The organism is Neobacillus sp. K501 (genome assembly GCF_053749995.1).
Map to the genome: position 1 here is coordinate 1 of NZ_JBSLYA010000020.1, position 11,036 is coordinate 11,036.

The following is an 11,036-nucleotide window of genomic DNA, read 5'->3' on the forward strand; positions in this document are numbered from 1 at the left end:
CAGGATCAAACTCTCCAAGAAAGTTGATATAGCTCATAAAGTTACGTTGGCTTAGTTTCTATAGTAGAAACTAAAATATTATTGTTTGTTGACGTTTTTGTTTGTTTAGTTTTCAAAGAACAATTTAAGGTAATAATGGAGCGGGTGATGAGAATCGAACTCACAACATCAGCTTGGAAGGCTGAGGTTTTACCACTAAACTACACCCGCATATTAAAATTTTCGAATGGTCGAGAAGACAGGATTCGAACCTGCGACCCCTTGGTCCCAAACCAAGTGCTCTACCAAGCTGAGCTACTTCTCGAAATAGATGGCGCGCCCGAAAGGAGTCGAACCCATAACCTTCTGATCCGTAGTCAGACGCTCTATCCAATTGAGCTACGGGCGCATCTGTTGAAGTCAACTTTTATATCTTACCAAACTCAATTTGATATGTCAAATCTTTTTTATGATTTTTTTGGTGCGGCCGAGAGGACTTGAACCTCCACGGGGTTGCCCCCACTAGGCCCTCAACCTAGCGCGTCTGCCATTCCGCCACGACCGCGTATAAATCAGCGACAAAGATAATCATAACAGATTATTAATCTTTTTTCAAGTGGTAAAGTTTGGTGCGGGTGAAGGGAGTCGAACCCCCACGCCTTGCGGCGCCAGATCCTAAGTCTGGTGCGTCTGCCAATTCCGCCACACCCGCATATTCATATAAAATGGTGAGCCATGAAGGACTCGAACCTTCGACCCTCTGATTAAAAGTCAGATGCTCTACCAACTGAGCTAATGGCTCAAAAAAAATGGCTGGGCTAGCTGGATTTGAACCAACGCATGTCGCAGTCAAAGTGCGATGCCTTACCGCTTGGCTATAGCCCAATAATAAAATGTTTTTAAAAGTGGCGGTCCGGACGGGACTCGAACCCGCGACCTCCTGCGTGACAGGCAGGCATTCTAACCAACTGAACTACCGGACCAAACATATTAAATAAGAAACAGGAAATGAGCTTCGTTCATCTCCCGCTCCTGATGACCCCTACGGGATTCGAACCCGTGTTACCGCCGTGAAAGGGCGGTGTCTTAACCGCTTGACCAAGGGGCCGTAATATTAATTTTTATGGCGGAGAAGGAGGGATTTGAACCCTCGCGCCGGTTACCCGACCTACACCCTTAGCAGGGGCGCCTCTTCAGCCTCTTGAGTACTTCCCCAAAAGATGGCTCCGCAGGTAGGACTCGAACCTACGACCGATCGGTTAACAGCCGATAGCTCTACCACTGAGCTACTGCGGAATAATGAAATTAGTTCTGTCTAAGGGCTCATCACCTTGTCGACTCTTATGATTATAATAACGTTGCATCCGAAAGTCAATACGATTTTTCGAGAAATCTATTTGTGAATTTTTCCCTTATACTAAACGAACTTCTTCAACCTTGGACAACTTCCCTCTGCATTGCCCACATACATAGCGATTGATATCGATGCTCTTTTTTCTTTTATATTGTAACTGACATTTTGTACATTCATAGATAAGAATTTTCCCTGTTCTTCGTTTATTAGGCCTCTCAAGCAGCGGGCTGCAATATCTTGGTGCCCCTACTTTTTTTAAAAGCATTTTAAAGTCAGGATCACGATGCTGATATCCCTTGCCTTCAAGATGAAGATGATAGTGACAAAGCTCATGCATGATTATGCCAATCAGTTCATTAACACCTAATTGATCTAGGTACTTTCTATTGATTTCTATATTACTTGTGCTTAACAAATATCTTCCGCCGGTTGATCGAAGCCTGGAATTGAAGGTAGCCTTATGCCTGAAAAGCTTTCCAAAGGATTCGATTGAGATCTTCTCAACCAATTTTTGTAGTTCTTTATCCTCCATTTTCGGACCCTCCTCTTTAAAGCGAACGTGACAACCTATTATAGCATATATTGGATATACCTTTAATGATTTACTTTTCGGGAGGTTTGATTATGCCGACTTGGTTTCAAAACCAAATGAAAAGAGCTTTTTATGAAAAAAATCGTTCCCAGATCAAGATGTTAAACCAATGCTGGTTTTTTTACAGAAAAAAACACTGCTCGGAATAGCAGTGTTTCTTCTGTCATTTCAAATTGATACCAAACTCAAACTATTGCTTAGATGGAGGAAGCATAGTCAGGGCTACTCTGCCTTTTTTCATATCAACCGAGTCAACCCAGACGGTAACAACGTCTCCCACAGAGACAATGTCCAGTGGATGTTTCACAAAGCGATTGCTTAGCTTCGATATATGAACAAGTCCATCTTGCTTTACACCTACGTCAACAAAAGCTCCAAAGTCCACTACATTTCGGACGGTACCCTGTAACTCCATTCCCGCCTTTAGATCTTCTAACTTTAGAACATCCTTTTTTAACAGTGGCCGCGGTAAGTCATCACGCGGATCACGTTCTGGCCTTACCAATGCATCAATAATATCTTTTAAGGTTAACTCACCTATCTCCAGTTCAGCAGAAACGGTTTCTAAATCAATCTTGCTTAATGCATCTTTCAATTCAGTACTACCTAAATCATTCGCTGTAAATCCTAGATTCGTTAATAACCTTTTTACTTCGTCATAGTTCTCCGGGTGAATTCCAGTTCGGTCTAGCGGCTGCTTTCCATCTAATACACGCAAGAAACCAATGGCTTGCTCATATGTTTTCGCACCGAGTCGAGGGACCTTTTTCAATTGCACCCTGCTTATAAACTTTCCTTCCTCTTCCCTCTTTTTCACAATATTGTTGGCAGCCGTTTTCGTTAAACCAGCTACGTATTGCAACAACGAAGCAGAGGCCGTATTCACATTTACACCCACGCGGTTAACAGCTGTCTCAACGACAAAATGCAGGGATTCTGATAACTGTTTTTGCGAGACATCATGCTGATATTGTCCGACGCCAACGGATTTCGGGTCGATTTTTACCAATTCAGCAAGTGGATCCTGTAAACGTCTGGCAATGGATACAGCACTTCTTTCTTCAACTTGAAAATCCGGGAACTCTTCTCTTGCAAGGTCGGAAGCAGAGTAAACACTGGCACCCGCTTCATTTACGATTAAGTAATAAATTTCTTCATCCATCTCTTTCAGAATATCGGCAACAAATTGCTCTGTTTCCCGCGATGCAGTTCCATTTCCGATTGCCGCCATCTCTACTTTATATTCACGAAGGATTCCAATGAACTTTTCTCTTGCTTCCTTCGCTTTAAATTCAGATAAATGCGGGTAGATTACGTCAATTTTTAACACCTTGCCCGTTTCGTCAACCACCGCTAGCTTACAGCCTGTCCGATAAGCAGGGTCAACTCCGATTACAACCTTGCCCTTTAAAGGAGGCTGCAGGAGAAGGTTGCGAAGATTTTCCGAAAATATATGTATTGCCTGCTCTTCTCCTTTCTCGGATAACTCATTACGAATCTCCCTTTCAATTGAAGGTTGAATCAGTCTTTTGTAGCTGTCTTCGATTGCTTCTAAAACGACCGAGGCTGCAGGTGACCGTTGAGAGCGAATCCATTTTTTCGAAAGGTACGACAGGATTTGATCTGTGTTCACCTTAATAGAAACACGGATAATCTCTTCTTTTTCACCACGATTTAACGCAAGGATCCGATGTGGAACAATTTTACTTACAGGCTCCTCATATTCATAGTACATTTCATACACTTTCTTCTCATCTTTATCATCGTCCTTAACGGACGATTCAACCATTCCCGCTTTAAAGGTTTCCCTTCGAATCCATTTTCGGCCATCTGCATCATCCGATACTATTTCTGCAATAATATCTTTTGCACCAGAAATAGCGTCTTCAACAGTTAGGACTTCTTTTTCTTCTGATAGGAATTCCTTTGCCTTAACTTCCACTGGGTCTGTTGAAAAAGTTAATAACCACTCCGCAAAAGGTTCTAGTCCTTTTTCTTTTGCAACCGTTGCTTTCGTCCGTCGTTTTTGTTTGTAAGGGCGATACAAGTCTTCGATTTCTTGAAGCTTTTCTGCCTTTGTTATGGCTTTGGTCAGCTCATCTGTTAACTTTCCTTGCTCAGCGATAATTCGAAGTACCTCTTCTTTTCTTTGCTCGAGGTTTTGAATGTATTGCCAGCGTTCTTGGATATTTCTGATCTGTACTTCATCGAGTGCTCCAGTCATTTCTTTTCGGTAGCGGGCAATAAACGGAACGGTATTACCTTCGTTTAATAATGAAATGACGCTTTTCACCTGTTTATGTGTAATTGCCTGCTCAGCAGCAATTTTCCCAAATCGTTGTTCATCCCTAACTAAAGTATCATTCACACCAAAAGCCTCCTTTTCATTCTTGTTTATTGTATCAAAATGGTTTCCATAAAAAAAAGAGCAAGCTGCAGCAGCTTGCTAGAAAAACACACTTTTGAGGTCAGAGAATATGTATAAAAAAACGCCCTTTAAAAAGAGCGTGCATCATTGCTAAAATTCGATGAGACCTATACTCACTCGCAAGGCTTCATCCACTTTTTCCATCATTTCGTCATCGAGATGGGTTATTTTATCGGTTAACCGCTGCTTATCTATTGTACGAATTTGTTCTAAAAGAATGACTGAGTCTCGTTCAAAACCGTAACGCTTCGCATCAATTTCTACATGAGTAGGAAGCTTCGCTTTTTGAATTTGAGCTGTGATCGCTGCAACAATAACTGTGGGACTAAACCGATTCCCGATGTCGTTTTGGATGACAAGTACAGGACGGACGCCGCCTTGCTCAGAACCAACAACTGGGGATAGGTCCGCGAAATAAACGTCACCACGCTTGACAATCAAAGGATTACCCTCCGCTTACAAGACGTTCAACTGTGTGTTCTGCCTCAAATTCTGCTTGAAATGCTTCAGATGCAATCGTTAAATTGATCTTGGCCATTTCCATGTATCCACGTCTCATGGATTCGCGAATTTGTCTCTTTTTACGTTCGCGCAAATACATTTTTGTAGCTTGATAAATAAACTCACTGCGATTAACATTTTCTAATTTTACAAAACCATCTAACTCGGTTAAAAGATGTTGCGGTAATTTCACTAAGATTTCCGTAGTTGCGCCAGTTTCAGACACAAACATACACCTCCACCATCACTACACACCATATTTTCTATCTACCATATTTAATAATACCACTTATATCCCATCATGCATAGACTAATTATAATTCTTCTGTATTATAGACATAAGAAACATCCTTTTATGCACAAAAAACTCCGCAATAGTATAAATATGTTGGATTTTTTAAAAAATCCACTCTTATTTATGCAAAAGGTCATTTTTTAAGTCGACAGTTTTCCCGCCTTTTCGATAGAGACGGGGGACACGGGAGGCGATGATACAAGGTACTTCATAATTAATTGTCTCCAGCGATTTTGCTATTTCATTTACCGAAATGAATTCCTCTGACTGACTCCCAATGAGCGTAACCGTCGTTCCGACTGGGAGATACTTTGGAAGCCGAACCATGCATTGATCCATACAGATTCTGCCTACAATTGGCACCCGTTCACCTGCGACAAGTACTTCACGTCCTTGTAATCGTCGCATCCAGCCATCCGCATAACCAATCGGTATCGTGCCAATCCATTCTTCCCCTTGTGTTTCATAGGTTGCTCCATAGCTAACCTTTTCACCTTTATCAAGCTTTTTCACATGGACAAGCCGTGACCGTAATGCAAAGGCCTCCTTGAGTGGGAAAGGAATCTCCTGCTCCATTTCTAAGGAAGGGGTTAACCCATACATCGCAATCCCAAGCCGAACCCCATTAAAATAAGCTTTCGGAAACCTTAAGGCTGCGGCACTATTACTGCTATGAATATATTTCGGCTTTTCTTTCAATACCGCTAGCAGCTCCTCGAATAACGTCAATTGCTTTTGAAAATAAGCTAAATCAAGCTCGTCTGCGGTTGCAAAGTGAGTAAAAATACCTTCAAGGATCACTCGCGGATCTTCCGAAATCCTCTTCTCCATTGCTGCCAGCTCTTCCTTACTGCGAACCCCAATCCTCCCCATACCGGTATCCAGCTTGATGTGAATAGTAAGCTCCTTATCCGAAGTTAAATGCGCTTGGGCCGCTTTCAGCCATTCCTCTTGGAAGACAGTTAAGGTAATGTCATGGTTGATGGCCATTTGAACATCTTCCGGTCGAGATGCCCCTAAAACAAGAATAGGTGCCTGAATTCCTTTGTTTCTTAAGGCAATGGCTTCATCCATGAAAGCTACCGCTAAATAAACGGCTCCTGCTTCAAGCGCAGCCTCCGCTACTTGAACGTCTCCGTGACCGTAGGCATTCGCTTTGACGACAGCCATAATTACAACTTCTGGTGGCAGAAGTTTTTTTACTGAGGCAACATTTTCTGAAATACAATCCAGATCGACTTCTGCCCACGTATCTCTATAGAAAAAACCCTGCTCTGTCATGTTTCCACTTCCCACTAACTAAAATTCATACCTTGAAAAATTTTTACTTCTTAGATTATCGAACTTGTATTAATTTATGTCAAATGAAGAAAGCAGGCCCCTATAAGAGCCTGCTGCTGAACAATTATTTTTCAACTTCACCCTGAACGGAGCGGGCAATTTCAACGAGTTCCTTTTCTGTCATGTTGTTCGAGGCGATCATGTAATCGACACCTTCCAGCGTCCATGTGATGGAATGGTCTGTAAGTGCACCGATTGTTGCTCCTAAGTCGACTAAATCACCGTCAACATAAGTTGGTGATGCGGAAGCTTCCTTCACCAAGGATTTTTCTTGTACGAGTGTAAAGGACTTTTCACCTTCATAGGTTAAGATCACCCGTTTGCCATTTTCAAGTTTGACTTCTTCTTCATTGATAAACTTTGTACCGAATAATTCAGTTGGATATTTAATCGTAAACGCAGAATCCTTCGCATCCGCCATAGCAGGCATATTTAGCTCCGCCCGGGTCATATTCTTTTTCATATCAAAATCGCTATCTTCAAAGCTGGCATCAAATTTTACTTTTGAGAATTCTACCGTGACAAGAGCATTTCGGTCAGGATCCATCACTTTTACCATTGCCGGTGATAAATCACTCTTGTTTAATTTTATTTCTTGTGTTGGCAGCATACTATTGTTCTGATAGCGAGTTTTAGTTTCAAACACATAATGATCCTTCGTCGAGGAGAATTTAGCTTCCTTATCTGCCACAATGTCTTTGATTAATGATTCATAAAGATAGGCTTGGCTGCTGTTTTGCGGCCAGTCGCTCTGGAATTTGAAGCTCTTTTTAAGCGCTGGGGTTAAAACGAATACCCCTTCTTTATTCCGTAAAATCATTTGGCTTTGGTCTTTTTCAGCATTTTTTAAATTAACCCGGTAGAACGTTGGATCTTTGTGCCAAATTTCCACATTGTAAACCTGAGAATCTGTTCCCATTTTCAATGTCATCTTTGCATCTGCCTTATAGCCGGATAATTCATCTAATTTACCAGTTAACTCTTTCACAACATCATCCTTGGATTTAGAGCCACAGGCAGCCAGCACAAAAATGATCATTACTCCTGTAAGCAGCAGCAACAACTTTTTCCTCATTCCTTCAACCCCTTCTTGTCTCATTTTCATATGAATGTAAAGAAGAGAAAGGCAGGGATCAGGCAGTGGATAAAAAACAAAAGTGAATTTGCTTCCTATGTGACCAAGCTGACCTTGTCTCTCCTATTTCCCTATGAATATATGAGACAACCTTTTGGATTATGATAAGGAATGTTTTTAAAATTCTTCGACGACGACTTGAGCGACTGCGTAGTCCCTGCTATGTGAGATTGATAAATGAGCGTGAATGCTCGGTTTGACGATATGAGGTTTTCCTAAATCATCTGTTTCGATTTCAATATCTAAAAAGGATACTTCTTTGCCAATCCCTGTGCCAAATGCCTTGGAATAAGCCTCTTTGGCCGCAAACCTTCCTGCTAAAAATTCAATCCTTCGGCGCTCTGACAGTTGCTCAAACGTTTGTTTTTCTCTATCTGTTAGAATTCGATCAATCAACTTTGGTTGTCTAGCAATGATTTCTTCAATTCTTGATAGTTCAATGATATCGATGCCAATCCCTTTAATCATGCTCCCATTCCCTTCTATTCCTTCTATTTATATTTTCAAAAGCATATTAGTGTACAAGTTAGGATTTCAGTTTAAAAACGAAAAGCGGAAGCGCCTTGCCCAGGGGCGGCAGGCATAAGACGAGCCGTCGAGAAGGTTGTTCTTTAACCTTCTTGACGGATCGGCTTATGACCCGAGCCCCTAGGCGCTGCAGCTAGACAATTCTCAAAGTTCAACGCTATACTTTTTGTTAAATATGTAAGTATACTCAGGAGGTAATTATGTTTACGAGAACAGAGAGTTTTCGCGACTTTATTCGGTTTTATCCGATTGTTTCTACTATTATTGTCATTCATTTTGCTTTATATCTCTGTACCGTTCTGCCTTTTTTACCAAACTATTGGTTTAAATCCACACTTTCAGGGGTTAATCTTTATATTAGTGATGGGGAATATTGGCGGCTCGTAACACCTATCTTTATGCATGGAGGATTTACCCATGTCCTCTTTAACAGTTTCTCACTTGTGTTATTCGGCCCCGCTCTGGAACAAATGCTTGGCAAAGGTAAGTTTCTATTCGTTTACCTTACTTCTGGACTCATCGCTAACGTAGCAACCCTTTTCCTTGAACCATTAACCTATATCCACGTCGGATCAAGCGGAGCGATTTTTGGTTTATTTGGTTTTTACATTAGCATTATTGTTTTCCGAAAACACTTGCTTTCACAGCAAAACTCACAGGTGATCTTAACGATTTGTGCCCTAAGTTTAGTTATGACCTTCCTGCAGCCAAATATTAATATTACCGCCCATATTTTCGGTTTATTAGGTGGTTTTCTAATCGGGGCAATTCCTCATTATAATAAAAGGGATTTTTCTGCTACTGTAAGAGGAACCAGCGATTGGGCCAGCCAACAAAAACAAAGCTTGCGCACTCAATCTCCAATGAAACTTATCGTTTGGGGAATCATTATCGTTCTTGTTCTTTTAGGCGCCTTTTTCCGATGATCAACAGGGATTGAACCTTAACTTCCGTTCAATCCCCTTTTTGAATACCAAGAATAAATCTTCTCTACATCCATTTTTTCTAAATCGATTACCTGCCCGCCGAAACCGCCAAAGCCTAATTTCACAAAAGCTTCAACAGAAGCAAGGCCCCTTTTCCTCTGAAAATAACTTTCTTTCATATTAATGCTTTGAACTTTATTCTTCTTAATAAACACGGTCGTTCGAATGATTGTCCGGTAGCGGAGACTTAGCTGCTGTTCTTCGAGGTACCAGCCAGCATCTTTAAATTTTAATATCGCCCACCAGGTGATGATTCCGAGTAACACAAACGATAGCAACCCCCAAGCCTTTAGAAAAACAATCGAAAGAACGACGACCGGAACCACCCAAAGCCAACTGCGCAAAAGGTAGCGGAATCTTGCTCGTTTTGGTGCTGGAGTAAACCTTGTATTGAGTTGGTAATCTGTCAGATGCGGACTTAAAATAGCGCTAATCTCCGTTATTTTCACTAACGGCAGCAGCATCACTTTCGAACCTTCCTGATTGTTGGCCGATCCTCCGGCACTTTCAACAATCACACTTCCATACCCAAGGAATTGACGAACAATATTTTCATTAATCCGAACCGCTTGGATTCGTTTTAACGGAATCGTTATTTGCCTTCTTTCTAATAATCCTTGGGTAATGATTAATTCATGTTCCGTTTTCACAACGCTAAAATTGGCATATTTCAACATGGTTCCAATTAGAGCGATAATCCAAGCAACGATTAATCCTACTGCAACGAGCACAACAATGAGCATGACATTACCCACTGCCCATTTTCCAAAGCCACGGAACACTTTTTCATAGGGAATTAACTCATCTAATTGTGAAAAAAATGCCAAAACCGCTGAAATAACAACACCCACTCCTCCGGACGTAAGTGACAGGAGAACTAACTGAGAAGGAGTGATTTTAAAAACAGTCTGATTACCTTCCAGCGATTTTAATTCTGAAATACCGTGGTGGTTAACACGCTTGGCAGCGGCTACGTATTCTTTGATATATTCCGCTTCTTGTTTCGTAATCGCCGATAGAACGGCATCTGCTTCATCAGCGCCGCCTCCACCAGCAGTTTCCACTTTCATTTTCACCAATCCAAACGGCCGCTGGAGGATCCCTTCAGATAAGTCAAGACTTTGTATTCTTTCTAACGGTATGTATCTTTTCTTTCTAACAAATACTCCGTACTCAATGCGAAGTTCACCCTGTTCTAAGCGATATGTATACCTTAGCCATGATAAAATGCTGCTAGTGACAATAATAATAACCGCAGCCAAAGAACCGATAAGGAGAAATAGTTTTCCGCCATTCCCTTTATTCCCGATAAATAGAAAGGCAATAAAGGTAAAGATAAGTTCTTTGATACTTTTCCCAATATTAAGGACGATGACAATCGGATGAAGTCGCTTCGGCTCAGACATCTTCATCTGCCACCTTTGCCAGGTTGGAAATATAGAGACGCAACTCCTCTGCCTCATGCTCCTCTAAAGCAGGAATTTCATGCGCAGTAGCCGCCGTGTTCACGATAACTGATGCCAGCTGATATTTACGTAAAATCGGGCCTTGAACAGTGTCAACATGCTGGACTCGAATCATCGGAACCAACGTCCGTGTTCTAATAAATATCCCTTTTTGAAGTTCGATTTCTTCCTCACGGACTTCATATCTCCACCGCTGCCATCTTAGTTTTGGCAATAAAAACACTAAAAAATACATTTCAATGAGGCCAATAATGATTAGTAAAAAGGATATCCATTGCAGCCATTCAAAAATATTGATAAGAAAAATTGCAACCGCTATAACTACCCAGCTAATGACAACATGGATTCCCCCAGAAATCCGCCAAACCTTTAATGCTTTTTCTGAAATTGTCTTTTGTGGTCCGGTAATCATTCAATCCCTCCATTTCCAA

11 protein-coding genes and 11 tRNA genes are annotated in these 11,036 nt (G+C 41.4%); 2 read left to right on the top strand and 20 right to left on the bottom strand.

Features of this window, described 5'->3' with window-relative positions; translation table 11 throughout:
• Nucleotides 1-136: 136 nt before the first annotated feature.
• The 12 genes from ACWM35_RS24505 to ACWM35_RS24560 all read right to left on the bottom strand — a co-directional run bounded on the left by ACWM35_RS24505 (nucleotide 137) and on the right by ACWM35_RS24560 (nucleotide 1,865).
• Nucleotides 137-210, bottom strand: a tRNA-Gly gene (locus tag ACWM35_RS24505).
• Between the two features lie 17 nt (nucleotides 211-227).
• Nucleotides 228-304, bottom strand: a tRNA-Pro gene (locus ACWM35_RS24510).
• A 7-nt stretch (nucleotides 305-311) separates the two neighbouring features.
• A tRNA-Arg gene (locus ACWM35_RS24515) sits at nucleotides 312-388 on the bottom strand.
• Nucleotides 389-458: 70 nt separating this feature from the next.
• A tRNA-Leu gene (locus ACWM35_RS24520) sits at nucleotides 459-544 on the bottom strand.
• A 62-nt stretch (nucleotides 545-606) separates the two neighbouring features.
• Nucleotides 607-691: transfer RNA gene (locus tag ACWM35_RS24525), tRNA-Leu, on the bottom strand.
• Between the two features lie 14 nt (nucleotides 692-705).
• Nucleotides 706-781: transfer RNA gene (locus tag ACWM35_RS24530), tRNA-Lys, on the bottom strand.
• Nucleotides 782-789: 8 nt separating this feature from the next.
• Nucleotides 790-864, bottom strand: a tRNA-Gln gene (locus ACWM35_RS24535).
• Nucleotides 865-885: 21 nt separating this feature from the next.
• Nucleotides 886-962 (bottom strand) — tRNA-Asp (locus ACWM35_RS24540).
• A gap of 53 nt (nucleotides 963-1,015) precedes the next feature.
• Nucleotides 1,016-1,087 (bottom strand) — tRNA-Glu (locus tag ACWM35_RS24545).
• A gap of 16 nt (nucleotides 1,088-1,103) precedes the next feature.
• Nucleotides 1,104-1,194 (bottom strand) — tRNA-Ser (locus ACWM35_RS24550).
• Nucleotides 1,195-1,200: 6 nt separating this feature from the next.
• A tRNA-Asn gene (locus tag ACWM35_RS24555) sits at nucleotides 1,201-1,275 on the bottom strand.
• Nucleotides 1,276-1,391: 116 nt separating this feature from the next.
• The gene (locus ACWM35_RS24560) at nucleotides 1,392-1,865 is read right to left on the bottom strand and encodes a SprT family protein (protein WP_454821512.1); all 474 of its coding nucleotides are present in this window, start codon (nucleotides 1,863-1,865) and stop codon (nucleotides 1,392-1,394) included.
• 92 nt (nucleotides 1,866-1,957) lie between these two features.
• On the opposite strand from ACWM35_RS24560, the gene cmpA reads away from it, so the two are divergent.
• Nucleotides 1,958-2,074, top strand: a complete 117-nt coding sequence (gene cmpA / locus ACWM35_RS24565; protein WP_454821513.1) for a cortex morphogenetic protein CmpA — start codon at nucleotides 1,958-1,960, stop codon at nucleotides 2,072-2,074.
• Nucleotides 2,075-2,115: 41 nt separating this feature from the next.
• Here the strand turns inward: cmpA and ACWM35_RS24570 are convergent, their stop codons facing one another.
• The 6 genes from ACWM35_RS24570 to acpS all read right to left on the bottom strand — a co-directional run bounded on the left by ACWM35_RS24570 (nucleotide 2,116) and on the right by acpS (nucleotide 8,093).
• Nucleotides 2,116-4,293: a Tex family protein gene (locus ACWM35_RS24570; protein ID WP_454821514.1), complete on the bottom strand. Its 2,178-nt coding sequence runs from the start codon at nucleotides 4,291-4,293 to the stop codon at nucleotides 2,116-2,118.
• A gap of 150 nt (nucleotides 4,294-4,443) precedes the next feature.
• The gene (locus ACWM35_RS24575; RefSeq protein ID WP_034673264.1) at nucleotides 4,444-4,794 is read right to left on the bottom strand and encodes a type II toxin-antitoxin system PemK/MazF family toxin; all 351 of its coding nucleotides are present in this window, start codon (nucleotides 4,792-4,794) and stop codon (nucleotides 4,444-4,446) included.
• 4 nt (nucleotides 4,795-4,798) lie between these two features.
• Nucleotides 4,799-5,080 carry a CopG family ribbon-helix-helix protein gene (locus ACWM35_RS24580; protein WP_454821515.1) on the bottom strand — a complete coding sequence of 94 codons (282 nt, stop codon included), beginning with the start codon at nucleotides 5,078-5,080 and terminating at the stop codon, nucleotides 4,799-4,801.
• 186 nt (nucleotides 5,081-5,266) lie between these two features.
• Entirely contained in the window at nucleotides 5,267-6,430 is a 1,164-nt protein-coding gene (gene alr, locus ACWM35_RS24585) for an alanine racemase (RefSeq protein ID WP_454821516.1), read from the bottom strand.
• Nucleotides 6,431-6,554: 124 nt separating this feature from the next.
• Nucleotides 6,555-7,565, bottom strand: coding sequence for a LolA family protein (locus ACWM35_RS24590; protein ID WP_454821517.1), 1,011 nt, complete (start codon nucleotides 7,563-7,565; stop codon nucleotides 6,555-6,557).
• Between the two features lie 177 nt (nucleotides 7,566-7,742).
• On the bottom strand, nucleotides 7,743-8,093 hold the full coding sequence (acpS, locus tag ACWM35_RS24595; RefSeq protein ID WP_454821518.1) for a holo-ACP synthase: 351 nt from the start codon (nucleotides 8,091-8,093) through the stop codon (nucleotides 7,743-7,745).
• A gap of 260 nt (nucleotides 8,094-8,353) precedes the next feature.
• On the opposite strand from acpS, the gene ACWM35_RS24600 reads away from it, so the two are divergent.
• Nucleotides 8,354-9,079, top strand: coding sequence for a rhomboid family intramembrane serine protease (locus tag ACWM35_RS24600; RefSeq protein ID WP_454821519.1), 726 nt, complete (start codon nucleotides 8,354-8,356; stop codon nucleotides 9,077-9,079).
• Nucleotides 9,080-9,096: 17 nt separating this feature from the next.
• Here the strand turns inward: ACWM35_RS24600 and ACWM35_RS24605 are convergent, their stop codons facing one another.
• Together ACWM35_RS24605 and ACWM35_RS24610 are read right to left on the bottom strand one after the other, a co-directional pair.
• Nucleotides 9,097-10,545, bottom strand: a complete 1,449-nt coding sequence (locus ACWM35_RS24605; RefSeq protein ID WP_454821520.1) for a PH domain-containing protein — start codon at nucleotides 10,543-10,545, stop codon at nucleotides 9,097-9,099.
• Nucleotides 10,538-11,017 carry a PH domain-containing protein gene (locus ACWM35_RS24610; protein ID WP_454821521.1) on the bottom strand — a complete coding sequence of 160 codons (480 nt, stop codon included), beginning with the start codon at nucleotides 11,015-11,017 and terminating at the stop codon, nucleotides 10,538-10,540. The genes ACWM35_RS24605 and ACWM35_RS24610 overlap by 8 nt, the downstream gene beginning before the upstream one ends.
• Nucleotides 11,018-11,036: the final 19 nt, after the last annotated feature.